This is a genomic window from Fodinicurvata halophila (genome assembly GCF_042651425.1).
Lineage (GTDB): Bacteria > Pseudomonadota > Alphaproteobacteria > Kiloniellales > DSM-21159 > Fodinicurvata > Fodinicurvata halophila.
Genome location: NZ_JBHSCW010000004.1, coordinates 166,271 through 191,328, shown reverse-complemented (window position 1 = coordinate 191,328; position 25,058 = coordinate 166,271). Strand labels below are relative to the sequence as shown.

Genomic DNA, 25,058 nt, shown 5'->3' with positions numbered 1-25,058 from the left:
CCGAGGGCATGACGACGGCGGAAGCGATTGCACCGACGGATGCGGACGGAGAGGCCCTGACCGGCGCGCAGCGGCGTTGCCTGGCCAGTGGCACCGTGTATCCGCGCGAGCAGCTTCTGCGCTTCGCCGTGGCGCCCGACGGAACGGTGGTTCCGGATATCGCCAATCGGCTGCCCGGACGCGGGCTTTGGTTGACGCCGGACCGCCGGATGGTGGAAAAGGCAATGGCGCGCAAGCTGTTCGCACGCGCGGCCCGCCGTCCGGTCACCGTACCGGAGGATCTGGCCGAGCGTGTCGCGCGGCTGTTGCGAGAAAGCTGTCTGCGGCTTCTCGGCCTTGCGCGCAGGGCTGGCGAAACGGCGGCCGGTTATGACAAGGTGCATGGGCTCCTGAAAAAGGGTGAGGCCGCTTTGCTGTTGCAGGCATCGGACGGCTCCGAAGCGCCACGCAACCGGCTGAGAACCCTCGGCGTCGGACAGGCGCCGGGGCTCGAGGTTATCGAGTTTTTCACGGCCGAAGAGCTGGGAGAGGCTCTGGGACAGTCTCCACGCGTACACGTGGTGGTTCTCCCTGGCGGTCTGGCCGAACGGCTGCGGCGCGAGGCGGCGCGGCTGAAAGCATACAATGCGGACGAATCCCGGCCGCAACGAGGACAAGCGAGCGTTTGAGAAGATGACGACTACGGATGAAAAGACGGACGGCAAGAAGCCGCTGACGCTGAACAAATCCAAGAAACTCGAGCTCAAGAAGAAGGTCGAGACCGGACAGGTGCGTCAGAGCTTCAGCCACGGACGCAGCAAGACGGTTCAGGTCGAGGTCAAGCGCAAGCGTGTCTATCGTCCCGAGGAGAGCGCCTCCGAGGCATCCTCCCAAGCTGCGGAGAAGGAGCGCAAGGAAGCTGCGGCCCTGCAGGAGCAGGCCGCGGAGATCGAGAACGATCACAACCTGACGCGTGCGGAACGTGACACGCGCCTGCGGGCGCTCGAGAAGGCCCGCGAGGATGCCGAGCGCCGGGCCCGCGAGCAGGAAGAGGCTCGCAAGCGCGCCGAGGAGGAAGAGGCACGCCGCAAAGCCGAGGAGGAGGAAGCCCGCCAGCGCGCCGAGCAGGAAGAGGCGGCCAGCCAGGAAGCCGAGGCCACCGCGGACTCCGGTGACCAGGACGCCGAAGAGTCCAGCGCCGAGACGGCGGAAAGCGCTGCCACGGAATCCGGGTCCGGCGAGCAGGCCGCAGCGGGCGAAGGCGCGGGCGAACCGGCGCCGGCCGCGGACGAGCAGCCGGCGGCACGCGCCAAGCCGGCACAGCGCGAGAGCGAAGACAGCGAGGCACGCAACAAGAAGCGCGGCGCCGCCAAACAGCCCGCCCCCTCCCGGGGCAAGGGCGAACAGCGCCGTCGTCAGGGCAAGCTGACCATCACCCGTGCGCTCGACGAGGACGAAGAGGAAGAGCGTCAGCGTTCCCTCGCCGCGGTACGCCGCAAGCGCGAGAAGGAAAAGGAGCGCTCACGCGAACATCTGCAACAGGGATCGAAAATCATTCGTGACGTTGTCATTCCCGAGGCCATCACCGTACAGGAACTGGCCAACCGCATGGCCGAACGCGGCGGCGAGGTCGTCAAGACCCTCATGAAGCTGGGCGTAATGGCCACCATCAACCAGACGATTGACGCCGACACGGCGGAGCTGGTGGTCAGCGAGTTCGGCCACAACGTCCAGCGCGTCTCTGACGAGGACATCGAGATGGGCCTTCAGGGCACCGCGGATACCGAGAGCGCCCTGCGCCCGCGGCCACCGGTGGTCACCGTCATGGGCCACGTGGACCACGGCAAGACCTCGCTGCTGGACGCCCTGCGCTCCACCGACATCGTGGCGGGCGAGGCCGGCGGCATCACCCAGCACATCGGTGCCTATCAGATCGTGGTGGAAGGCGGCAGCAAGATCACCTTCATCGACACGCCGGGTCACGCGGCCTTCACCGAGATGCGAGCCCGCGGAGCGGACGTCACCGACCTGGTCATCCTGGTGGTGGCCGCCGACGACGGCATCAAGGACCAGACTGTCGAGGCGATCAACCACGCCAAGGCCGCCGGTGTGCCGATCGTCGTCGCCATCAACAAGGTCGACAAGCCCGAGGCCGATCCACAGCGTGTGATGACCGAGCTGCTGCAGTACGAGCTGGTGCCCGAAGCCATGGGCGGCGACATCATCTGCGTACCGGTTTCGGCCATCAGCCGCGAGGGTATCGATGACCTGGTGGAATCGCTCCTGCTTCAGGCCGAACTCCTGGAGTTCAAGGCCAATCCGGACCGCAATGCCAGCGGCGTCGTCGTGGAAGCCCGCTTGGAGCAGGGTCGCGGCTCCGTCGCCACCGTGCTGATCCAGCGCGGCACTCTGCGTGTCGGCGACATCTTCGTCACCGGCAGCGAGTCGGGCCGCGTGCGGGCCCTGCTCAATGACCGCGGCGATAAGGTCGAGCAGGCCGGTCCCTCGGAACCGGTGGAGGTCCTGGGCCTGAACGGCACGCCGGAAGCCGGCGACGACTTCGTCGTGGTCGAGGACGATGCCCGGGCGCGTGAAGTGGCCGATTTCCGTGCCGAGAAGAAGCGCAGGTCCCAGTTGGCCAGCGCCACCTCGGGACGCGGTTCTCTGGAACAGATGATGGACCGCATCAAGGAAGGCGAGGCCCGGAACATGCCGCTCGTCATCAAGTCCGACGTGCACGGCTCGCTGGAAGCCATTACCTCGGCCCTGAACAAGCTGGCAACCGACGAGGTCAAGGTGCAGATCCTGCATGCGGGTGTGGGCGGCATCAACGAGTCCGATGTCACCCTGGCCCGGGCGTCGAACGCGGCCGTTATCGCCTTCAACGTGCGCGCCAATGCCCAGGCCCGCGAACTGGCCCGCCGCGACGGAGTGGAGATCCGCTACTACTCGATCATCTACAACGTGATCGACGACGTGAAGGCCCTGCTTTCCGGCATGCTTTCGCCCGAACAGCGGGAGACCTTCCTGGGCTATGCGGAAATTCGCGATGTCTTCAACATCAGCAGGGTCGGCAAGGTGGCCGGCTGCATGATCACCGAAGGCCAGGTCAAGCGTGGGGCGAAGGTGCGCCTGCTGCGCGACGATGTCGTGATCCACGATGGCACCCTGAAAACTCTCAAGCGCTTCAAGGACGAGGTGAAGGAGGTTCAGCAGGGCTACGAATGCGGTATGGCCTTCGAGAACTACAACGACATTCAGGTCGGCGACCTGATCGAGTGTTACGAGATCAAGGAAATCGCGCGCAGCCTGTAGGAACGGGCGCAGGCGGACTATTCGGCAAGACGGCAGGCCTATGACACGTTCTTCGGGAAAGGCGCCGACGCAACGGCAGTTGCGGGTCGGCGAGCAGTTGCGGCATCAGCTTTCGGGAATCCTGAACGCAGGCCATGCACGGGATCCGGAGCTTCACGGCGTGAACATCACCGTCTCCGAGGTGCGCCTCAGTCCCGACCTGAAGAACGCCACGGCCTTCGTCCTGCCACTGGGCGGCCAGGCTGCCGAGCCCGTGATCACGGCGCTCAACCGCGCTTCGGCCTTTTTCCGCAAGGAACTGGGCGCCCAGAGCGAGCTGCGCTTTACGCCGCGGCTCAGCTTCCAGATGGACAGCTCCTTCGACGAGGCCCAGCGCGTAGACGAACTGCTGCGTCGCGAGCGAGTCCGCCGCGATCTGACCTCCCCGGGCGACAGTCCGGACAGCGACAGCGAAGAGGCGGACGACAATGGCACGACGTCGTAAGGGGCAGTCCATCAACGGCTGGGTGGTGATCGACAAGCCCTCGGGTATCACCTCGACGGACGTGGTCAACCGGGTGCGCCGGCACCTGGATGCCCGCAAGGCGGGCCACGGTGGCACCCTCGACCCGCTGGCCACCGGCGTCCTGCCGCTGGCGCTGGGCGAGGCGACCAAGACAGTCTCCTACGTCATGGAAGGCGACAAGACCTATCGCTTCTCCCTGCGCTGGGGCGAGGGAACGGATACCGACGATGCCGAGGGCGAGACCGTCACGCGCAGCGACATACGCCCCTCCGACGAGGCCATCCGCGCCGTCCTGCCCGAGTTCCAGGGCTGGATCGACCAGGTGCCCCCGGCCTTTTCCGCCATCAAGGTGGATGGCCAGCGCGCCTATGACCTGGCGCGCGACGGCGAGAGTGTCGCCCTCAGTGCCCGGCCTGTCTTCGTGGCCTCCATCGAGTTGGTCGAGAGCCCCGATCGCGACACCTCCATCTTCGAGGTGGCCTGCGGCAAGGGGACCTATATGCGCTCGCTGGCCCGTGATCTGGGCGAATCGCTGGGAACCTGCGCGCATATTGCCACACTTCGGCGCCTTTCCGTTGGCGCCTTCGACGAAAGCCATGCAATTTCACTGGACAGCTTCGAGCAGCTGGAGCATGGTGCGGCCCGCGAGCAGGCCCTGCTTCCGGCCGAGACCGCGCTGGACGACATCCCGGCGATGGCCTTGACGGAGACCGAGGCGAGAAGAATGCGAAGCGGCCAGGCGGTTTCCCTCCTGGCCCGTTCGCATTTACAGCGGCTCCAGGATCTCGAACCCGGCGATACCGTCTGCGCCATGACTGAGGGCAGATTGGTGGCCATTGCCCGTTTCGAAGCTGGAGAGCTGCGTCCGGTTCGCGTGATCAACCCTTGACGACAGAAAGGACAGACGATGTCGATTACGCCCGAACGCAAACAGGAAATCATCAAGGAGTTCGGCTCCAAGGAAGGCGACACTGGTTCCACGGAAGTGCAGATTGCCATCCTGACCGAGCGCATCTCCAACCTCACAGAACACATGCAGACCCACCGGCAGGACTATCACTCTCGCCGCGGCCTGCTGGTCATGGTGGGACAACGCCGCCGCCTGCTTGACTATCTCAAGAACCGGGACAAGAGCCGGTACGAGACCCTGATCAAGCGCGTCGGAATCCGCCGCTAAGGCAAGAATATCATGAGCGGCTTTCACAAATCCCAGCCTTTCCTTGACGGAGAGGGGATGTGTCTGCCGTTTTCTCATGCAGTTTCAATCTCGAGGCGGGTGGCCGGCCGGCACGCCCGCCTCGTGTGCAACCGGGCCGTCGCAAGCCGCGCCCCTGCCGGATCGGCAGGCTTCGCGGTTTTCGCGGGTCCGGTGTCTATTTCAAAGCCGGCCAGGATACAAAGGACAATTCATGTTTAACATTACCCGCAAGGAACTGGACTGGGGCGGGCGCAAGCTCGTTCTGGAAACAGGTCGCATGGCACGTCAGGCCGACGGCGCCGTGCTCGCAACCTACGGCGAGACCGTCGTGCTCTGCACGGCCGTCGGAGCCCGCCAGCCCAAGCCCGGGCTGGATTTCTTCCCGCTGACCGTGAACTACCAGGAAAAGACCTTTGCCGCCGGCAAGATCCCCGGTGGCTTCTTCAAGCGTGAAGGGCGGCCGACAGAGAAGGAAACCCTGACCTCGCGCCTGATCGACCGGCCGATCCGGCCGCTCTTCCACAAGGGCTTCCGCAACGAGACCCAGGTCATCTGTACCGTGCTCAGCCACGACCTGGAGAACGATCCGGACATCGTTGCCATGGTCGGAGCTTCCGCGGCCCTGACCCTCTCCGGCCTGCCGTTCATGGGCCCGATCGGTGCGGCCCGCATCGGTTATGTCGATGGCGAGTACGTCCTCAACCCGCAGATGAGCGAGCTGCCCAGTTCGAAGCTGGATCTCGTCGTGGCCGGAACCCAGGAAGGCGTCCTGATGGTGGAATCCGAAGCCAGCGAGCTCAGCGAAGAGGTCATGCTGGGCGCGGTCAACTTCGGCCATGAGCAGATGCAGCCGGTGATCGATGCGATCATCGACATGGCGGAGGATGCCGCCAAGGAACCGCGCGAGGTTCCCGAAGAGCCGGAGCTCAAGGGCCAGCTTTACAGCGAGCTGCAGAAGGACTTTGGCGATCGGATCGCTGCGGCCTATGCCATCGCCGACAAGGTCGAGCGCCAGGCAGCCCTCGACGACGTCCGGACTGCAGCCGAGGAGTCCCTTGGCGAGGACGAGGAGAAACTCGCCCTCTTCCGCGGCCTGTTCAAGGATCTGGAAAGCGACGTCGTGCGCGGCCAGATCCTCAAGACCGGCCAGCGCATCGACGGCCGCGATACCCGCACGGTGCGCCCCATCGTCAGCGAGACCGGCATCCTGCCGCGTGCCCACGGATCGGCGCTGTTCACCCGTGGCGAGACCCAGGCCATGGTGGCCGCCACCCTGGGCACCGGCCAGGACGAACAGATCGTGGACTCGCTGGAAGGCGAGTTCCGCCAGCACTTCATGCTGCACTACAATTTCCCGCCCTATTCCGTGGGTGAGGCCGGCCGCGTCGGCACGCCTGGACGCCGCGAGATCGGTCACGGCAAGCTGGCCTGGCGGGCGCTGAACCCGATCCTGCCGTCCAAGGAGGACTTTCCCTACACCATTCGCCTGGTCTCCGAGATCACGGAATCCAACGGATCCTCCTCCATGGCGACGGTCTGCGGCTCCTCCCTGGCCATGATGGACGCCGGCGTACCGCTGCCCCGGGCCGTGGCCGGCATTGCCATGGGCCTGATCAAGGAGGGCGACGACTACGCCGTCATCTCCGACATCCTTGGCGACGAGGACCACTTGGGTGACATGGACTTCAAGGTGGCCGGAACGGAGGTCGGCGTGACTTCTCTGCAGATGGACATCAAGATCACCTCCATTACCCGCGAGATCATGCAGATTGCCCTGGACCAGGCCAAGGAAGGCCGTACCCACATCCTGGGCGAGATGGCCAAGGCGATCGGCTCGGCGCGCGACAGCGTCTCCGGCAATGCCCCGAAGATCACCTCGATTAGCGTGCCCAAGGACAAGATCCGTGACCTGATCGGCACCGGCGGCAAGGTGATCCGCGAGATCTGCGAGACCACCGGCGCCAAGATCGATATCGAGGATGACGGCTCCGTCAAGGTTGCTGCCACCAGCGACAGCTCGATGCAGGAGGCTCTGAACTGGATCGAGTCCATCGTGGCCGAGCCCGAGGTCGGCAAGATCTACAGCGGCAAGGTCGTGAAGATCATGGACTTCGGCGCCTTCGTGAACTTCCTGGGACCGCGCGACGGCTTGGTTCACATCAGCCAGCTGGCTCAGGAGCGGGTCGGCAAGGTCGAGGACGTGGTCAAGGAAGGTGCAGAGGTGAAGGTCAAGGTCATCGGCCTGGACGACCGCGGCAAGGTCAAGCTGTCCATGAAGGCCGTCGACCAGGAAAGCGGTGAGGATCTGCAGGAAGCGGAAGAAACCGCCTGATCCGGCGCTTTTCGAAGAGAACAGGGCGCAGGTGGCGACAGTGCCGCTTGCGCCCTTTTTCTTGGCGTTACGTCTTTATGAAGCCGGCCTGCCGGCCTATCTCAGTATAGTCCCCCTTTCACGGGAAGTTGGGGTTCGAACGTCGAGAAGGGAGTACCGGCTTGAGCAACGAAGAAGCCTATAACGATCCGGGATTCCGTGCCGCCCACCGCCTCATCGGCCGGCAGGACAGTGCGGATTGGGAATTGGACCTGCGCGGGCTCGACCTGGCGCACGCCTGCGCCTCCATCGACCAGATGGTCGAGCGCAACCGCTTCGGCGAGGCCAAGTCCGTCACGCTGCGCCTGGATCCGGCCACACCCGAGAGCGGCGAAACGCTGTTCCTGCCGATCGGGCGCTACCTTCTGGAACTGATGCGCCGGGAACTGATCGTCCGCTTCAATCCCCTGTCCATCGACAAGGGGGCCGGCTACCTGGTGGAACTGCCGGGCCGCCAGGAACGGGAGACTCCCCAAGGCGAGCCCGAGTCAGACAGCACAAACCCGCCCTCCAGGCCGGATTCGGAAGAACCGACGGGCGCCTGAGACAGGACACTTACCGGGCGCTGCAGGAAGCTCCGCCCAGAACGCAGAAGCGCGCACAATGGGGATGGTTGAGGGACACCTGCCCGAGCGCCTCGGAAAGCGTTTCCCCCATTTCGAAGCCCTGATCGTAGGGCAGCAGGGTGCAGGGCAGCACCTTGGGCCGTGCCTCGCCCTTGCGTTTGACCACCATGCGCGAAGACGCGCACATCACCGAATCCGGCACGACATTCAGGATCGACCAGCAATCTGTCGTGATCTCCGGCACATCGGCCGTTTCGTCCATTTCCGGAAAGATCACCAACTGGGCCGGATCCCGGGCATCCAGCGGCAGCTCCAGCTCCCGGAAGAGTTCGGCATATCCGTCCCTGAGAGACGCCTCTCCCTCGCCCGAGAGGTCCCGGCCCGCCACATCGATGGCAAACCCTTGTCGGGCCAGCCAACACAGCCCCTCTATGGCCGGGGCCCAGCTGCGCGGCCCGCGCTCGGTCTCGTGAACCTCCTGGCCGTAGTGATCCAGCGAGACGCGCAGGACCAGCTTGCCGTCGGCCAGGGGCTTAAGGGCCTTGAGCTCCTCGGCCCGCTTCATCATCGGCCGCATTGCATTGGTCAACAACAGCACATGATAGCCGCGTTCGAGACAGAGACGCAGTATCCCGATGATCTCGGGATTCATGAAGGGCTCGCCGCCGGTCAGGCCGATTTCCCGCGTTCCCAGGTCCAGCGCCTCGATCTCGTCGAGATATGCCGCCACCTCCGCACGGGAGATGTAGACCAGGCTGTCGTTGCGCGGACTGGATTCGATATAGCAATGGGTACAGGCGAGATTGCACAATGTTCCTGTATTGAACCAGAGCGTGTCCAATCGTTTCAGGTCCACATGCGCACGTGCAGCGCCATCGGCCGTTGTCTCCGGATCGCGGAATTTCGTCCTGTCGAGCGGTCTTTCCTTCAGCGTGCTCATGCCTTGGCTCATCGCCTCCTGCCTTGATTTCTCTAACAGATTTGCATCGGGGACGCCCCACGACAAGCGGGGAAGCGCTCCGTTCACGCAGGTTTGATCGCTGTGTCGATACATCTCCCGCGCTCCAGCCCCGCCATTTGCGAATAGCCGCCCTGACGAGAAAAACCGCCTGCATCAGTGGCAATAGGGGGAGGTCTGCTGGTAGTACTGGGGCTCCGATCCACAAGGTTTGCCCGTATGTCACCCGCCTGCGGGTCAGAGGATCAAAGAAACCGCATGTCCACGTCCAACTCCGAGAACACCGCCGACAAGACCGCAGATAGCCCTCATCCCGGCATGGGGTTCGCCGAGTTCGTCACCATCGTGGCCGCGATGATGGCCGTGAACGCGCTGGCCATCGACATCATGCTGCCGGCTCTGCCCGCCATCGGCGAAACACTGAACGTCAGCGAAGCCAATCGCATCCAGCTGGTGATCACCGCCTACCTGCTCGGCTTCGGCTTCACCCAGCTCTTCTACGGCACGCTCTCGGACCGCTTCGGGCGCAAGCCCGTGCTTGTCATCGGCCTGCTGATCTATGCCGGCTTCGGCGCCTTCTCGGTGGTCGCGGCCTCCTTCGAACAGGTGCTCTTCGCACGGGTCATGCAGGGCGTGGGCGCTGCGGCCAGCCGGGTCATCGCACTTTCCCTGGTACGCGACTGCTACGGTGGCCGGCGCATGGCCAAGGTGATGTCCCTGGTGATGATCGTCTTCATTGCCGTCCCGGTCGTGGCACCCTCCATCGGCCAAGCGCTGGTGCTGCTGGGCCCCTGGCGCCTGATCTTCGCCGTCTTGACCCTGATGGGCGTCGTGCTTGTTGCCTGGATCCTGCTACGATTGCCCGAGACCCTGCCGCCGGAGCGCCGCACCGCCATCTCCCCTGCCGGAATCGCGGCCTCCTTCCGCATCGTGCTGACCAATCGGATTACGGTCGGATACGCCTTCGCCGCAACGGTCGTGATGGGCAGTCTGTTCGGCTTCATCAACTCCGCCCAGCAGATCTTCGTGGACGTCTTTGAGATCGGCGCCATCTTCCCGCTGGCGTTCGCTTCCATCGCGCTCTTCATGGCCATGGCATCGATCACAAATTCTCGCGTGGTCGAACGCCTGGGCATGCGCCGGGTCTCGCACTCTGCCCTACTGCTGTTCACCGGCGTCGGCGTCCTGCACAGCGCCTTCAACCTGCTCGGCATCGAAACCGTCTGGTCCTTCATCGCCCTGCAGGCGATAACCATGTTCGCCTTTGGCCTGATCATGCCCAACTTCAATTCGATCGCCCTGGACCCGGTGGGCGAAGTGGCGGGCACGGCCTCGTCCTTCCTGGGCTTCATCACGACGCTGGGCGGAGCGCTGCTCGGCTATTTCATCGGGCAGGCATTCGACGGCACCCCGCTGCCCATGGCACTTGGCTTTGCCGCCCTGGGAGTGGTGGCGACGGCGATCGTGCTGTTCACGGAACAAGGGCGTCTTTTCAAGGGCATCTACGACTGATGATCACCGGAAGTCGTTTCATTTCGCCGCGCGTCTTGTTATGGACGCAGCTTTGCGGCAAGTTTGCCGCGCCATTTTCATTGGGTGAACAGACTGTCGAAGGCCGGCTCGCCTTTCCGGGCGCCGGATCTCCTGGGAGAAACAGCAGATGAGCAAGGAACAGAGCTACGACTTGGTCGTGATCGGCGGGGGGCCGGGCGGATATGTCTGTGCCATTCGCGCGGCGCAGCTGGGCATGAATGTGGCCTGCGTGGACAAGCGGGAGACCCTGGGCGGCACCTGCCTCAACATCGGCTGCATTCCTTCCAAGGCCCTTCTCCAGGCTTCGGAAAAGTACGAGGAGGCCCAGCATGGTCTTGGCGCCTTCGGGGTCAAGGTGGACAAGCTCTCGCTCGACCTGCCCGGCATGATGGGACACAAGGACGCCGTGGTGGAGTCCAACGTGAAGGGCATCGAGTACCTGTTCAAGAAGAACAAGGTGGACTGGCTGAAGGGCACCGGCGAGATCACCGGCAAGGGCGAGGTCACCGTCGACGGCAAGACCAAGGTCCAGGCGAAGCACATCGTCATCGCCACCGGTTCGGATCATATGGACCTTCCGGGCCTGGAAATCGACGAGAAGCGCATCGTCTCCTCCACCGGTGCGCTCTCGCTGCCCAAGGTTCCCAAGCACATGGTGGTGGTCGGCGGGGGCTACATCGGTCTGGAGATGGGATCGGTCTGGCAGCGCCTGGGCACGGAGGTCACGGTGGTGGAATTCCTCGATCGCCTGGTGCCAGGCATGGACAGCGACGTCTCCAAGCAGTTCAAGCGCACGCTCTCCAAGCAGGGCATGAAGTTCAAGCTGTCCACGAAGGTGACCGGCGCCAAGCTCAACAAGACGAACATCAAGCTCTCCGTGGAACCCGCCAAGGGCGGCGATACGGAAGAGATCACCTGCGACAGCGTCCTGGTGGCGATCGGCCGCAAGCCCTACACTGAGGGTCTGGGGCTGGACAAGGTCGGGGTCGACCTGGATGAGCGCGGGCGCGTGCGCACGGACGGTCACTTCGCGACGTCGGTCGAGGGCATCTATGCCATCGGCGACGTCATCGAGGGTCCAATGCTCGCCCACAAGGCCGAAGAGGAAGGTGTCGCGGTCGCCGAGATGTTGGCCGGCCAGAAGGGCCACGTGAACTACGAGACCGTCCCCGGCATCGTCTACACCTGGCCCGAGGTGGCCAACGTCGGCAAGACCGAGGAGGCCCTCAAGGAAGAGGGCGTCGAGTACAACGTGGGCAAGTTCCCCTTCACCGCCAACGGGCGGGCACGGGCCATGAATGCCACGGACGGTTTCGTGAAGATCCTGGCGGACAAGAAGACCGACCGCTTGCTGGGGGCCCACATCATCGGGCCGGATGCCGGGAACCTGATCCACGAGGCCGTGATCACCATGGAGTTCGGCGGTTCTGCGGAGGACCTTGGGCGCGCCTTCCACGGCCACCCGACGCTCAACGAAGCGGTCAAGGAAGCAGCCCTGGCCGTCCATGGACGGCCGCTGCACAGTTGATACCCGCTACGCCTCGGCCGCCGTCGTGCGGGCTGCGAACCGCTCCATTTTCTGGGCCAGCTTGATGTCCCGATCGGTCAGGCCGCCGGCGTCATGGCTTGACAGGGTAACTTCGACGAGGTTGTAAACATTGAACCACTCGGGATGGTGATCCATCTTTTCCGCAGCCATGGCCACACGGGACATGAATCCCCAGGCCTCATTGAAAGACTTGAACCGGTAGGACTTGGTAATGGCGTCACGCCCTTCGACCTCCTGCCAGCCTGGCAGGTCCGCAAGGGCGGAGTTACGGGCATCGCCCTGAAGTTTATCGGGCATGACATCCCCCTGTTTCCATTGTTTCTCGACAAGGTTCAGGTGGCAGTGCCAAGCTTCCCGGTCAAGGAACGGTTTATATGCTCCTGAAGAGACAGTTGATGACCCAGTCTGGACTACTGCACAGCTTCGGCGCTCCGCCCAGTCTCCCCGACATGGAGGGAATGGCCCGGGAGGCCCTGATGGCGATCCCGCTGGAACTGCGTCGATATACCGGCGATATCGCCATCCGTGTCGACGACTTTCCGGATGACCAGACCCTGGAAGCCATGGACCTGGAGTCGCCCTTCGACCTGCTGGGCCTCTACCAGGGTGTGGACCTGACGCGACGCGGCGTCAGCCACCAGCCGGAGGAGGTGGACATGATCTTCCTCTATCGCCGCCCCATTCTGGATTACTGGTGCGAGAGCGAGGAAGACCTCACCCGCATCGTCCGTCACGTCCTGATTCACGAGATCGGCCACCATTTCGGCCTCTCCGACGAGGATATGGAACGTATCGAGCAGTCCCCCTGAGGGCTGTGGACAACGGCCTGGAGTCAGGCACCCCGGCAGGAGGAGGCCCCGCTCGTGACCTATTCGCAGATTGCGCACCGCCCGGAAACCGGGCCCTTCGACATGGCTACCGGCGTGATCGGACGGTCCGGCGACATTCGCCACGGCACGCCGTCGGCACTGCAGTACAGCACAGCCGAGGGACTTCTCCTCTCCGAAATATCCGTGTTGACCATCGCGGCAAGCCATTGCAGGAACTGCGTCGGCTCTACCGCACCCTCGGGGCCAGATTGGCCCTCACCCATGCCCTCACGGGGATTCTGGGCTGCAGGGACAGGGTTGAGCTCAGGGAAAACCGCATTGCCTGAGAAGACGATCTGAATCGACCAGGAACAGTTTCGAGGCGTCATGGCGAAGACCTCCCGACAGACAGCCGGCGGACGGAAGACGGACAGCCTGCGTACCCTGGTTTCCAGCCTGCCCCTCCATGGCGGACGGACCGCAATAGCCGCGGTACAGGGCGAGAACGTCGTCAGCATCAGCTATGCCGACCTGGGCGAGCAGGCCCAGGCCCTGGCGTTCGCCCTGAAGGCGGAGGGCCTGTCCGCCGGAGATCATGTGCTGCTGTTCGGGCCGAACTCAATCGACTGGGCCGTGGTGCGCCTGGCCCTGGGATATCTCGGCGCGATCACGGTGGCCCTGGACGACCTGAGCAGCGATGCCGAACTGGATGTTCTGATCCCCGATTCGGAAGCATCGGCCGCCTTTGTCGCCGACGCGCATGTGTCACGGGTCGAGGCTGTCCTACACGGCAAGGAGCTGTCGTTTCCGCTCTACCGCCTCGACGGCGGGCGCGAGCGGCAGGACGCACCGCCTCACTGGCAGGAACTCCAGGGCTCTGCCGACAGCGAGCTGCCGCCCGTCAATCCGGACGACCCGCAGATGCTGGTCTATACCTCGGGGACCACGGGCACACCCAAGAGCTTCTACCTCAGTCATGCCAACCTGCTGCACAACATCCACGCCCTGCTGGAACAGCAGGTGGTAACGCCGCGGGACCGGGTGCTGCTGCCCCTGCCGCTGCATCACGTCTATCCGCTCACCATCGGCCTGCTGACCGCCCTGTCCGGCGGTAGCACCCTCGTCCTGCCCGAGGGCGTCTCCGGACAGCAGATTCTCACGGCCCTGCGTGTGGGCCGTGTCAGTGCCGTGGTCGGCGTACCCAAGCTCTATGCGGCGCTCTACTCCGGAATCCGCAGCCGCGTGGAGTCCGCAGGTCTGCCGGCACGCCTGCTGTTCCGCCTGCTCTTCGTGCTGTCCTATGCGATGCGTCGCTATGCCGGCCTGCGCCTGGGTCGATTCCTCTTCCGTGGCCTGCACCGCCGGCTGGCACCCAATCTCTGGCTGCTGGCGTCGGGCGGCGCCCGGTTCGAGCCCGGTCTGATCTGGAACCTGGAGGCACTGGGCTGGGATACCCGCAGTGGCTGGGGCCTGGCGGAAACCTCCTCCATCCTGACCAACAACGGTGGCGGACGGGACAAGAAGATCGGTACGGAAGGTCGGGTCCTGACGGGCATGGAGCTGCGCGTCGCCGACCCCGACGCCCAGCGCATCGGCGAGCTCCAGGCACGCGGACCCGCTCTCTTCCGGGGATACCGCAACAACGAAGCTGTCAATGCCGAAGCCTTTACCGAGGACGGCTGGTTCCGCACCGGCGATCTGGGGCATGTGGACCGTAAGGGCTTCGTCACCATCCACGGCCGGGTCAAGGAGATGATCGTTCTGGGCGGCGGCAAGAATGTCTTTCCCGAGGAGATCGAGAAGGTCTATGCCGAGCACCCCGCCATCGAGGAGATCGCGGTGCTGGAACAGAACGACGCCCTTGTGGCCCTTGTGGTGCCCAACCAGACGGAAATCGGCCGCGGCAACAATCTGCAGATCGAACAGGTCATCCGCATCGCACTCAGCGAACAGGGTCAGGCACTGGCCACCTATCAACGCCCCACCGGCTTCGCCATCAGCCGCAGTGCCCTGCCCCGCACGCGCCTGGGCAAATACCAGCGTTTCAAGCTGCCCGAGCTCTATCGTCAGGCAAAGGCCGGCACCGCCGTCCGTTCGGAAGAGGAACTCGACGAAGCCGACCAGGCTCTTCTCAACAGTCCGCCGGCCGGTGAGATCTTCAGCTATATCAAGGCCCGTTACGCCGACCGGCCGGTGGATCTCGACTCCTCGCTGCAACTGGACCTGGGCATCGATTCCCTGGAATGGGTGACCCTGGCCCTCGAATTGGAACGTCGTTTCGGCTTCGCCCTGCCCTATGAGGAGGCGACACAGATCAACAGCCTGCGCGAACTCCTGCAGAAGAGTCTCGAGGAAGCCTCGGGCAGCGGAATGGGCGACGTTCAGCGCGAGATGATCGCCCCCCTGTCCGAGGAGGAGGCGCGCTGGCTCGAACCCCGCCGCACTTATGAGCGGGTTCTCGGAGCAACGTTCTACGCAATCGACTGGCTGCTGATGCGCGGGATCTTCCGGCTCACCGTGCGCGGCGAGGAGCATCTCCCCCCCGTCGGTCAGAAGCCGACGATCTATATCGCCAACCATGTCAGCGACCTGGATCCGCTGGCCCTGGCCCCGGCGCTCGGATACCGGCGCCTGTCCCACGCCTGGTGGAGCGGCGATCAGGGGCGCCTGTTCGACAGCGGGGCGGGTCGCCTGCTGGCCCGCGCGACCCGCATCTTCCCGGTGGACGAACGCCGGCCGACCTCGGCGCTATCGTTTGCGCTCGAGGTTCTGGACCGCGGGGAGTCCGTGATCTGGTTCCCGGAATCCTGGCGCTCGCCCGACGGCGAATTGCAGAAGTTCCTGCCCGGAATAGGTCATCTGGTTCTGAACGCCCCGGCGCAGGTCCAGGTCGTTCCGGCCCGCCTGGCCGGCACCTTCGAGGCTCTGCCCCGCACCCGCCGCTGGCCGCGTCCGAAAGCGCTCCGCGTCACTTTCGGCACCCCCATCGCCAAGGATCGCCTCGCCCAGGCCGAAACCCCGGCCGAGATGGCCGAACTGCTGCGTGGCGAAATGGCCATCCTGCCGAAAAAGCGGCGCTGAGGCCGTCGGCCTCTCCTTCCATACTCCGTTTTTGGCTCGACGCACGTGCGTGTAGCGGTTAAGCAGGCCGCCAGGCGACAGCCGGAGCGACCCAGCTGGAGGCGACCCAGCCGGAACGACAAGGAGCAAGCCCATGACCGACACAGCGCGCAAGCACGTCGATTTCAACGGCCGGATCGTCATGATCGGGTTCGGCTCGATCGGCCAGGGAGTGCTGCCGCTGCTGCGCCGGCACATCGGACTCGCCCCGGAAGACATCGTCATCATCAACCCCGACCCGGCGCCCGAGCCGATCGCCGCCGAATTCGATGCCGCCTACATCACGGAAGGGCTCACGCCGGACAATTTCCGCGACCTGCTGGGCCGCTATCTGCGTTCGGGAGACTTCCTGCTGAACCTGTCCGTGGATGTCTCCTCGGTAGACCTCGCGCGCTATGCCCATGAACGCGGCGCGCTCTATCTGGACACCTGCATCGAGCCCTGGCTGGGCTCCTACGTCGATCCCGACCTTACGCCCTCCCAGCGCTCCAACTACGCCCTGCGCGAAGACATGCTGGCGCTGCGCCGGGAGCTTGGCGAAGGCCCCACCGCAACGATCACCCACGGCGCCAATCCGGGACTGGTCAATCATTTCGTCAAGGTGGCCCTGACGAACATCGCGCGAGACCTGGGCCAGCCGTTGCCGAGCGGCGACGGCAAGGATGACTGGAGTGGACTGGCGCGCGACCTGAACGTGACCACCATCCATATCGCCGAGCGCGACACCCAGCGCAGCCAAACCCCCAAGAACGTCGATGAATTCATCAATACCTGGTCCATCGACGGCTTCTACAGCGAAGGCCTGCAGCCGGCGGAACTCGGTTGGGGAACACACGAGAAGGCACTTCCACCGGACGGTGCACGTCACGATTTCGGCGCCGATGCCGCTATCTACCTGAACCGTCCCGGTGCCTCGACCCGGGTGCGTACCTGGACGCCGGAAGCCGGACCGATCCACGGCTTCCTCATCACGCACAACGAATCCATCTCCCTGCCCGACTATCTGACCCATCGGCAGGACGGACAGGTGGTCTATCGCCCGACGGTGCACTATGCCTACCACCCCTGCGACAGCGCCGTGCTCAGCCTGCACGAACTGGCGGGCCGCAACTGGGAAATGCAGTCGCGCAAGCGGCTGATCGTCGACGAGGTCGTCGACGGCATGGATGAATTGGGAGTCCTGCTGGCCGGTCACGGCAAGAATGCCTACTGGTACGGCTCGCAGCTGAGCATCGAGGAGGCCCGCCGGCTGGCGCCTCACAACAACGCCACGTCCCTGCAGGTGACCGTGGCCGTCCTGGCCGGCCTGGTCTGGGCGATCGAGAATCCGCGCGCCGGAATCGTCGAACCCGAGGAGATGGACCACGAGCGTATCATGGAGATCGCCGCACCCTATCTCGGCCGCCTGACCGGTGCCTATACGGACTGGAGCCCGCTGACCGCCCGGGGCGAACTCTTCGCCGAAGATGTCGACCGCGAGGATCCCTGGCAATTCCGCAACGTCCGCGTGGTCTGATCCGTCCCCCGCGGCACGCTGCGGGCAGTTCTTTCCGTTAGGCCCCGGCATCTGGGAAAATCCTGCCGCCCCGTGCGGCTGGCCCATTCCACAACACCGAGCAACTCATTGATCCGGCTTTTATTTTTCTGATTTTGCAAACTGGCCCGCCGTTTGCTTCAGGAAGGCCATGAGCATCGGAATCGAAAGCCAGGCCCAAACGCAGCAGAACGAACAGGCGCGCCCCGCCCGGCGCAACTACGCTGCCTATTCCGAAGGCGGCTATCGCCCGGGCGAGATGGATGTGCCCGAGCACGACAACCTCAGCTTCGGCGACGTGCTGGATATCGTCAATCCGCTGCAGCATATCCCCGGCGTCAACATGGCCTACCGCGCCCTGACCGGCGACCAGATGGAAGCTCCGGCCCGTATACTCGGCGGGATGATCTACGGCGGTCCGATCGGATTCGTCTCCGGCATCGCCAACAGTCTCCTCGAGGAAGGCACAGGGCGGGACATCGGCGAGACCGTGATCGCCCAGGTGCTGGGCGAGGACGCGGTCCCGGCTGGCACAAGTGGCGAACAGCATGCCGCCAAGTCCAATGATACGCTCGCAGCGGCGGCGGCCAATGCCCCGGCCCAGATGACCCAGGGCGGCGGCACGACCCAGCATTCAGGCGAAAGCACGAAGGTCGCTTCCGAAGCCACCGGCCTGACGGGGATGGACGCCTTGCGCGCCTTCGCCTCGGACCGGGGGGACAGTCCTGCCTCTCCCGCCTCGCCCCAGCAGAATTCGCAGTTGCCTGAGGACGAGAAGAAGGGGAACTACTACGCCCTCAATCCCGCGGCCCAACCCCCGACCACGGCGGCCACCACATCCGGTTCTTCCGATGAGCGCCGGCCGGGCGAACTCCAGCAGGCCCAAGCACCCCAAACCCAGGCCTCCCAGTCCGCCCCCTCTCGCAATACCTCCGGAACACCGCCTCCGGACGACAGCTTCATGCCCCTGGGCAAGGACGGCTCCCGGGTGCGGGCTCCGGCCGAGGCCGATCGCATGCCGCTTAGCGACAGCATGAGCGGCCCGGGTGCCGGCCATAGCATGTCGGCGGGCTCCATGAGCGGAGGGGAGAAAACCGGCATGCCCGGCGCCGCCATGAACGCCATGCCCGGAAAACCGGCGGATACCAGCCGGCCCGCTCCAGCAGCACCGGGCCTGTCACCTCAGGGTGAAGGTGCTCCCAATGCCGCTGCATATGGCGCAGCATCGGGTGGCGGACAGGTTGCCGAACAGATGAAGGCCGCCCTGCTGAAATACCAGGCGCTTCAGGAAGAGTAATCCTGCACCCGCCTGTGCGGATCCTGGGCTAGCCGTTGATCAGGGCCTTCAGCTGCCGGTTGGCCACGGTCAGCATGGCCAGGTCGGGATTCGGCGCATTCAGCACTTCTCCCAGCAGCTGGTCCAGGCGGTTCACTTTCAGGAACCGCTGCGAGGTCCAGGCTTTCAGGGCCTCCTGCGGATTGCGGCCCTTTTCCGACAGGCTCAGTACCTCCGCCGTGATGTAGGCCTGGTAATCGTAGATATCGTCGACCAGAGCCGTGATCGCCGAGCGTGTCCAGGCCGCTTCCCGCGGCAGCCGGGCCGCCGCGCGGCGCAGCCAGTCACAGCCGAAGCGGGCCCCCACATCGAAGTAGAGGCTGGCGGTCTTGGTGACGCTGCGATCGGACTCGCGCGCCAACCGCATGATATCGCTGGCCGGGGTCATGTGTTTCAGGCCGGCCACCCGCCAGGCCAGAGTCTCCGGCACGCCCTGGGCAACATACTCGCGCGCCTCCTCCTCCAGAAGTCCCTTGTCCGGTTCTTCCAGCAGGCCGGGCAGCGCCTCGTAAAGCTCCTGCACCCCCTTGGCGTGGTTTTCCACCGTCGTCCGGATATCCAGCGGCTTCTGCCCCTCGCGCAGGAAACGCAGGCTGATGCGCTCGGCCAGGCGACCGCATTCGGTCAGAAGCTTCGCCTGCAGGTCGGTGTCGATGCGATTGTCCAGGGCCTCGATCTGGGCCCAGAGACTCGGTAGAGCCAGGGAATCGCGCGCGGCCACAAAGGCACGCAGCACCTGCTCGGGACTTTCGCCGGTACGCTCCATCATCTCGAAGACGAAGGTGATTCCCTGGCGGTTGATCACCTCGTTGGTCAATTGGGTGGCCAGGATTTCCCGGCGCAGGCGGTGCTGATGGGCGAACTTCGCATACTTCTGCTGCAGCGGCTGCGGAAAATAGTCCAGCAGGTCGCGCTCCAGCCACTCGTCATCCGGCAGCGAGGACTCCACCAGCGGCTCGTACAGCGTGATCTTGGCATAGGCCAGCAGCACGGAAAGCTCCGGCCGGGTCAGGCCGAGCTTTGCCGTGGCCCGGTCATTCAGCGTTTCGTCGTCCGGCAGGCCTTCCAGGCTGCGGTTGAGCAGATCGGCCTTCTCCAGCGCCCGGATGAAGCGCCCGAAGCGGTCCAGCAGGCGCATGCCCAGGCGACTGCTGATGCTGATGGACAGGCTCTGCAGGTAGTTGTCGCGCAGCACCAGTGCCGCCACTTCCTCCGTCATCTCCTCCAGCAGGGCATTGCGACGCTTGCGGGACAGCTTGCCGGCCTCGACCGCGGCGCCCAGCAGGATCTTGATGTTGACCTCGTGGTCCGAACAGTCGACCCCAGCGGAGTTGTCGATGGCGTCGGTGTTCAGCCTGCCGCCGGCCAGCGCGAACTCGATGCGCGACATCTGTGTCATGCCCAGATTGGCACCCTCCCCGATCACGCGCACGCCCAGGTCCTTACCGTTGACCCGAATGGGATCGTTGTTGCGGTCCCCCACCTCGACCTGGCTTTCGGTGGACGCCTTCACATAGGTGCCGATCCCGCCGAACCAGAGCAGGTCTGCCTCGGCCTTCAGCATGGCGGAAACCAGTTCGTTGGGCGTGACCTTGTCCTTCTCCAGGCCGAAACAGGCCTTCATTTCCGCACTGAGCGGAATCGACTTGGCCTTGCGGTCGAAGACGCCGCCGCCCTTCGAGATCAGCTTGCTGTCGTAATCCGTCCAGCTGCTGCGCTGCATGTCGAACAGCCGCTTGCGCTCCTGCCACGAGGTTTCGGGATCGGGATCCGGATCCACGAAGATATGCAGGTGGTTGAAGGCGCCGATCAGGCGGGTGTGGCGCGACAGCAGCATGCCATTGCCGAAGACGTCGCCGGACATGTCGCCCACGCCGATGGCCGTGAAGGCCTCCTCCTGGATGTTACGCCCCAGCTCGCGGAAGTGCCGCTTGACGGACTCCCAGGCGCCGCGCGCGGTGATGCCCATTTCCTTGTGGTCGTACCCCTCCGAGCCGCCCGAGGCGAAGGCATCGCCCAGCCAGAATCCGTAGTCGACGGCCACGCCGTTGGCGATGTCGGAAAAGGTCGCCGTGCCCTTGTCGGCGGCCACCACGAGATAGGGATCGTCATCGTCGTAGCGCACCACCTTCTCAGGCGGCACCACCTTGCCTTCCACCAGGTTGTCGGTGATGTCCAGCAGGGCCCGGATGAAGGTCTTGTAGCACTCGATTCCCTCGTTCATCACCGCATCGCGTCCGGCCTCCGGCGGCGGCAGGCGCTTGGGCACGAAGCCGCCCTTGGCCCCCACCGGCACGATCACGGCGTTCTTGACCTGCTGCGCCTTCACCAGTCCCAGTACCTCGGTGCGGAAATCCTCGCGCCGGTCCGACCAGCGCAGGCCGCCGCGCGCCACGTCGCCGAAACGTAGATGCACGCCCTCGACCCGCGGTGAATAGACGAAGATCTCGCGATGGGGCCGCGGTTGCGGCAGCTCCTCCAGCATGCTGGCGTCGAACTTGAAGGAGATGTAGCGCTTCAGCTCCCCGCTTTCGTCGGGCTGGAAATAGTTGGTGCGCAGGGTGGACAGGACGAGGTTCAAGTAGCGGCGCAGGATGCGGTCCTCGTCCAGGTTGGAGACGTCGTCCAGTCCGGCCTCGATCTCGGAAACGGCCTTCGCGCAGTCCTTCTCGGTCTGCTTGCGGTTGCGCGCGGCCTTGGGCTCGAAGCGGCGCAGGAACAGCTCGGCGATCTGGCGCGTGAGCGTCGCATTCCGCGCCAGGGTGTCCTCCATATACTCCTGGCTGAAGGGAATCTGCGTCTGTCGCAGATAGCGGCAATAGGCGCGCATGATGCGGATCTCGCGCGCCGTCAGGCCGGCCGCCAGGACCAGCCTGTTGAACCCGTCGTTGTCCAGCTCGCCACCCCAGACCAGCTGGAAGACCTCATGGAAGGCGGCGCGCACATTGGCGACGTCGAGCTCGCCCGAGGACTTGCGCTCCAGCTCGAAGTCATGGATCCAGATCTCCTGCTCGCCGTCCGTCTTCTGCCCTTTCTCGTCGTATCCCAGCCGCAGGGCATAGGGCACCTCGCCGATCACCCGCAGCCCCATGTTCTCCAGCATGGGCAGGACATCGCTGAGCGGCACCGGACGATCCGGGACGAAGACCTTGAAGTTCAGCTGACCGGGATCGGAATCGTCAGGGCGATAGAGGTCCATCTCGATCGCCGGCCCGTCGTGCAGCTTCTCGATCAACTCGATGTCCTGCAGGGCCTGCTCTTCGCTGAAGCGTTCCTGATAGGACGCCGGAAAGGCATGTCCGTAACGGCGCAACAGGGTATGTCCCCGCTGCTCGCCATACTGCTGAACCAGGCAGCGCTCCAGGCTGTCGGTCCAGGACCGGGCGGCATAGGCAAGCTGCTGTTCAAGCGCGCGCACATCCACCTTGGGGACCTTGCCGCGCTGTGTGCGAACCATCAGGTGCAGGCGCGCCAGCGGAGAATCCCCCAGCATGGTCTGGAACGAACTGACCTCGCCACCATAGGCCTCGGCCACGAGAGTCTGCAGCTTGTGGCGCAGCGTGGTGTCGAACCGATCGCGCGGGACGTAGATCAGACAGGAAACGAAGCGCTCGAAGGGATCCTTGCGCACGAACAGCGCGGTGCGCTGACGCTCCTGCAGGTTGAGAATGCCCAGCGCGATGTCATCGAGTTGATCCTGGTGAATCTGGAACAGCTCGTCGCGCGGGAAGGTCTCCAGGATGTGAAGCAGGGCCTTGCCGTTGTGGCTGCCCGGCACGAACCCCGCCCGGTTGATGGTTTCGTCCACCTTGTGGCGCAGCAGGGGAATATGCCGCGGGCTGCGCGAATAGGCGGTGGAGGTGAACAGCCCAACGAAGAGACGCTCGCCGGTCACTTCGCCCTTGGCGTTGAAGGTCTTGACGGCAATGGTGTCCAGGTGGGCGGGCCGATGAACGGTGGAATGCCGGTTGGCCTTGGTGATGCGCAGGAGTTCAGGCTTCTTCAGCCAGTCCTGGACGTCCGGCGGCAACTGGCCCAGGTCGCGCAGACCATCGAAGACCGAGAACTCCGGATCCCGCAACAGTCCCAGGCCGCTGTCGGGATCGATCTCGGCCACCGCCTTCTTCCCCTTCCCCGTGAAGCGGTACTCGCGGAAGCCCAGGTAGGTGAAGTGGTCGTCGTCCAGCCACTCCAGGAAGGCGATGCCCTCGGAGATCTCGTCACGGGGCAGCTTCGGCGGATCGCGGTCCAGCTCCTTGATCACGTCCCAACAACGCTGGCGCATCAGGCGCCAGTCCTCGACCGCGGCACGCACATCTTCCAGCACCGACTCCAGTTGGCTGGCGATCTGCTTGTGGCGCGCCTTCGGCTGTTCGCTGATCAGCAGCAGCATGCTGGATTCGGGCCGCCCAACATTCTGCGGATCGGCCGGATCGGCCACCTTTAGCAGGTTGCCTTCCTCGTCGCGTTCCACCAGCAGGATGGGATGCACCACCAGGTAGACCTCAATGTCCATGCGGCTGAGCGCGGCCGTGACGGAATCCACCAGGAAGGGCATGTCGTCGTTGATGATTTCCAGCGCGCTGTGCAGGCTTTGCCAGCCATGCTGCTTTTCCTGGGGATTGTAGAGGCGCAGCTTGGCCGTCCGCGGCTGGCGTTGGCTGGCAAACTGCCAGAGCGAGGCGATGGCGCCAGCCAGGTTCTCGGGCGTTTCGTCCAGGATGTCCTCAGGGGGCGCATCGTCCAGGAAGGCCTGCGCGAACTGCTGGGCTGTCTCGGCCCGGTCCGAATTCTTGAGTTTCTTTTCAAACGCGGACAACGTGCGGGAGACGAGATCCGATTTCTGATCCTCGCTGATGGTCACCATGGAGCGCCCTCTTGCTTTTCTCTCGCCGATCGCTCGGCCCACCCGAAAGTCAGTCTGCGTCGGCCGTTTCGGGGCGGCCTCAGGCAATGCGGACCCCTTCACCCGCACAACGCGACGAACGGCTTTTGTTTGCACGATAACACTGCCCGAAAAATCGGCAAGGAGGCAGATACCATTCCCGCCTCCGCGCAGCTGACCAGCTTTGTTCACCAATCGGAGTTCGGGTCCCCGCGGGGCAGGGTCGTCCGGGCCGCCGAACGCAGCCTGATCGACCTTGCGAGCCTGTTCTCGCTCCTGCTTGCGGATCCCGCGTCAGGATTCAGGTGATTTCCTGAACGGGCTTTGCCACAATCCACCGTGACCGGACCTCAAGGAACAGACACGGCCTGAAGGGACAGGAATGCCGCAGACCGCCACCACACATAGGCCCGTATCGGACCGCCTGCGCGACATCATGGACCGGTTGACCCCCTCGGAACGGCGGGCAGCCCGTGTGCTGATGAGCCATTACCCCATGGCGGGGCTGGAGAGCATCACCGTCTTCGCCCGCCGGGCCGGGGTCAGCGGTGCCACCGTCCTGCGCCTGCTCGGCAAGCTGGGGTTCTCGGGCTATCCCGAGTTCCAGTCCGTACTGCGCAGCGAACTGACCACCCGCCTCTCCTCTCCGCTGGGCCGTTGGGAGGTCCAGCAGCAGGAGCAGGAGGACGAGAAGGATTTTCTCAGTCGTTTCGCCGCCCAGGTCGGCGAGAACATCGAGCAGACCGTCAACAGTCTTTCGCGCAGCGAGTTCAATGCCATCGTCGAGCTGCTCTGTCAGCCCAAGCGGCCGCTCTATGTACTCGGCGGACGCTTCACTTCTGCCCTGGCCCACTACCTGTTCCTGCACCTGCGGGCCGTGCGCTCCAACGTCCATGAAGTGGGCGGGCAGAGCGCGGCCTGGCCGGACCAGCTGCTCGACCTGGGCCGCAACGACGTGCTTGCCGCCTTCGATGTCCGCCGCTACCAACCGGACATCGCCGCCTTCGTGAGCGAAGCCGCCCGACGGCGCACCCGCATCGTCCTGTTCACCGACGAATGGATGTCCCCGGCTGTCGCCCAGGCCGATCATGTAATCGCCGTGCGCACTGTCAGCCCCTTCGGCTGGGATTCCTCGGCCGCCCTGATGATGACGGTGGAGGCCCTGATCGCCGCTGTCATGGACCGCCTGGGGGACAGCTTCGCGGACCGCCTGAAGGACCTGGAGGCCGTCCGCACGGCTTGGGCACCGCCGGTGCCGGACCGGGAGGAATAGGCCAGGAAGAGGGCACAGTCTGATGAATAGATAATTTCAGAATTGACATTATTTTTGAGAATTGGAAGAAGTTATCCATCACTGCCTCCAGGCCGCGCAGAGGACTGGCCGGCCCAGATCAAGAACA

18 protein-coding genes are annotated in these 25,058 nt (G+C 64.5%); 14 read left to right on the top strand and 4 right to left on the bottom strand.

Annotated features, from left to right (window positions below):
• The first annotated feature begins 8 nt into the window (after positions 1 to 8).
• From ACFOW6_RS10295 to ACFOW6_RS10265, 7 genes are all read left to right on the top strand, one after another.
• Positions 9 to 668 carry an RNA-binding protein gene (locus tag ACFOW6_RS10295; protein WP_382422275.1) on the top strand — a complete coding sequence of 220 codons (660 nt, stop codon included), beginning with the start codon at positions 9 to 11 and terminating at the stop codon, positions 666 to 668.
• Positions 669 to 672: 4 nt separating this feature from the next.
• Positions 673 to 3,294, top strand: a complete 2,622-nt coding sequence (infB, locus tag ACFOW6_RS10290; protein ID WP_382422274.1) for a translation initiation factor IF-2 — start codon at positions 673 to 675, stop codon at positions 3,292 to 3,294.
• Positions 3,295 to 3,334: 40 nt separating this feature from the next.
• Positions 3,335 to 3,778, top strand: coding sequence for a 30S ribosome-binding factor RbfA (rbfA, locus tag ACFOW6_RS10285; protein WP_382422273.1), 444 nt, complete (start codon positions 3,335 to 3,337; stop codon positions 3,776 to 3,778).
• Positions 3,762 to 4,688, top strand: coding sequence for a tRNA pseudouridine(55) synthase TruB (truB, locus tag ACFOW6_RS10280; RefSeq protein WP_382422272.1), 927 nt, complete (start codon positions 3,762 to 3,764; stop codon positions 4,686 to 4,688). The genes rbfA and truB overlap by 17 nt, the downstream gene beginning before the upstream one ends.
• Before the next feature lie 18 nt (positions 4,689 to 4,706).
• A complete protein-coding gene (gene rpsO / locus ACFOW6_RS10275; RefSeq protein ID WP_382422271.1) occupies positions 4,707 to 4,976 on the top strand; it encodes a 30S ribosomal protein S15 in 270 nt (89 codons plus the stop codon).
• A gap of 232 nt (positions 4,977 to 5,208) precedes the next feature.
• Positions 5,209 to 7,329 carry a polyribonucleotide nucleotidyltransferase gene (pnp, locus tag ACFOW6_RS10270; protein ID WP_382422270.1) on the top strand — a complete coding sequence of 707 codons (2,121 nt, stop codon included), beginning with the start codon at positions 5,209 to 5,211 and terminating at the stop codon, positions 7,327 to 7,329.
• A gap of 161 nt (positions 7,330 to 7,490) precedes the next feature.
• The gene (locus ACFOW6_RS10265) at positions 7,491 to 7,913 is read left to right on the top strand and encodes a hypothetical protein (protein WP_382422269.1); all 423 of its coding nucleotides are present in this window, start codon (positions 7,491 to 7,493) and stop codon (positions 7,911 to 7,913) included.
• 10 nt (positions 7,914 to 7,923) lie between these two features.
• Here the strand turns inward: ACFOW6_RS10265 and ACFOW6_RS10260 are convergent, their stop codons facing one another.
• Positions 7,924 to 8,874: a radical SAM protein gene (locus ACFOW6_RS10260; RefSeq protein WP_382422268.1), complete on the bottom strand. Its 951-nt coding sequence runs from the start codon at positions 8,872 to 8,874 to the stop codon at positions 7,924 to 7,926.
• Between the two features lie 276 nt (positions 8,875 to 9,150).
• Here ACFOW6_RS10260 and ACFOW6_RS10255 point away from each other — a divergent pair, with 276 nt between their 5' ends.
• On the top strand, positions 9,151 to 10,404 hold the full coding sequence (locus tag ACFOW6_RS10255) for a multidrug effflux MFS transporter (protein ID WP_382422267.1): 1,254 nt from the start codon (positions 9,151 to 9,153) through the stop codon (positions 10,402 to 10,404).
• 148 nt (positions 10,405 to 10,552) lie between these two features.
• Positions 10,553 to 11,953, top strand: a complete 1,401-nt coding sequence (gene lpdA, locus ACFOW6_RS10250; protein WP_382422266.1) for a dihydrolipoyl dehydrogenase — start codon at positions 10,553 to 10,555, stop codon at positions 11,951 to 11,953.
• A 6-nt stretch (positions 11,954 to 11,959) separates the two neighbouring features.
• On the opposite strand, the gene ACFOW6_RS10245 is transcribed toward lpdA, so the two are convergent.
• Positions 11,960 to 12,310 (bottom strand): 4a-hydroxytetrahydrobiopterin dehydratase, encoded by a 351-nt coding sequence (locus tag ACFOW6_RS10245; protein ID WP_382422357.1) that lies wholly within the window; start codon positions 12,308 to 12,310, stop codon positions 11,960 to 11,962.
• Positions 12,311 to 12,369: 59 nt separating this feature from the next.
• Here ACFOW6_RS10245 and ACFOW6_RS10240 point away from each other — a divergent pair, with 59 nt between their 5' ends.
• The gene (locus tag ACFOW6_RS10240; protein WP_382422265.1) at positions 12,370 to 12,783 is read left to right on the top strand and encodes a metallopeptidase family protein; all 414 of its coding nucleotides are present in this window, start codon (positions 12,370 to 12,372) and stop codon (positions 12,781 to 12,783) included.
• A gap of 59 nt (positions 12,784 to 12,842) precedes the next feature.
• Here ACFOW6_RS10240 and ACFOW6_RS10235 read toward each other — a convergent pair whose 3' ends face one another.
• The gene (locus ACFOW6_RS10235) at positions 12,843 to 13,172 is read right to left on the bottom strand and encodes a hypothetical protein (RefSeq protein WP_382422264.1); all 330 of its coding nucleotides are present in this window, start codon (positions 13,170 to 13,172) and stop codon (positions 12,843 to 12,845) included.
• On the opposite strand from ACFOW6_RS10235, the gene ACFOW6_RS10230 reads away from it, so the two are divergent.
• The 3 genes from ACFOW6_RS10230 to ACFOW6_RS10220 all read left to right on the top strand — a co-directional run bounded on the left by ACFOW6_RS10230 (position 13,171) and on the right by ACFOW6_RS10220 (position 18,734).
• Entirely contained in the window at positions 13,171 to 15,864 is a 2,694-nt protein-coding gene (locus tag ACFOW6_RS10230) for an AMP-binding protein (RefSeq protein ID WP_382422263.1), read from the top strand. The genes ACFOW6_RS10235 and ACFOW6_RS10230 overlap by 2 nt on opposite strands.
• A gap of 133 nt (positions 15,865 to 15,997) precedes the next feature.
• Positions 15,998 to 17,419, top strand: coding sequence for a homospermidine synthase (locus ACFOW6_RS10225; RefSeq protein WP_382422262.1), 1,422 nt, complete (start codon positions 15,998 to 16,000; stop codon positions 17,417 to 17,419).
• A 169-nt stretch (positions 17,420 to 17,588) separates the two neighbouring features.
• Positions 17,589 to 18,734, top strand: coding sequence for a hypothetical protein (locus tag ACFOW6_RS10220; protein WP_382422261.1), 1,146 nt, complete (start codon positions 17,589 to 17,591; stop codon positions 18,732 to 18,734).
• A gap of 28 nt (positions 18,735 to 18,762) precedes the next feature.
• Here ACFOW6_RS10220 and ACFOW6_RS10215 read toward each other — a convergent pair whose 3' ends face one another.
• Complete coding sequence (locus ACFOW6_RS10215) at positions 18,763 to 23,640, bottom strand: NAD-glutamate dehydrogenase (protein WP_382422260.1); 4,878 nt, start codon at positions 23,638 to 23,640, stop codon at positions 18,763 to 18,765.
• Positions 23,641 to 24,040: 400 nt separating this feature from the next.
• Here ACFOW6_RS10215 and ACFOW6_RS10210 point away from each other — a divergent pair, with 400 nt between their 5' ends.
• Positions 24,041 to 24,931, top strand: coding sequence for a MurR/RpiR family transcriptional regulator (locus tag ACFOW6_RS10210; protein WP_382422259.1), 891 nt, complete (start codon positions 24,041 to 24,043; stop codon positions 24,929 to 24,931).
• Positions 24,932 to 25,058: the final 127 nt, after the last annotated feature.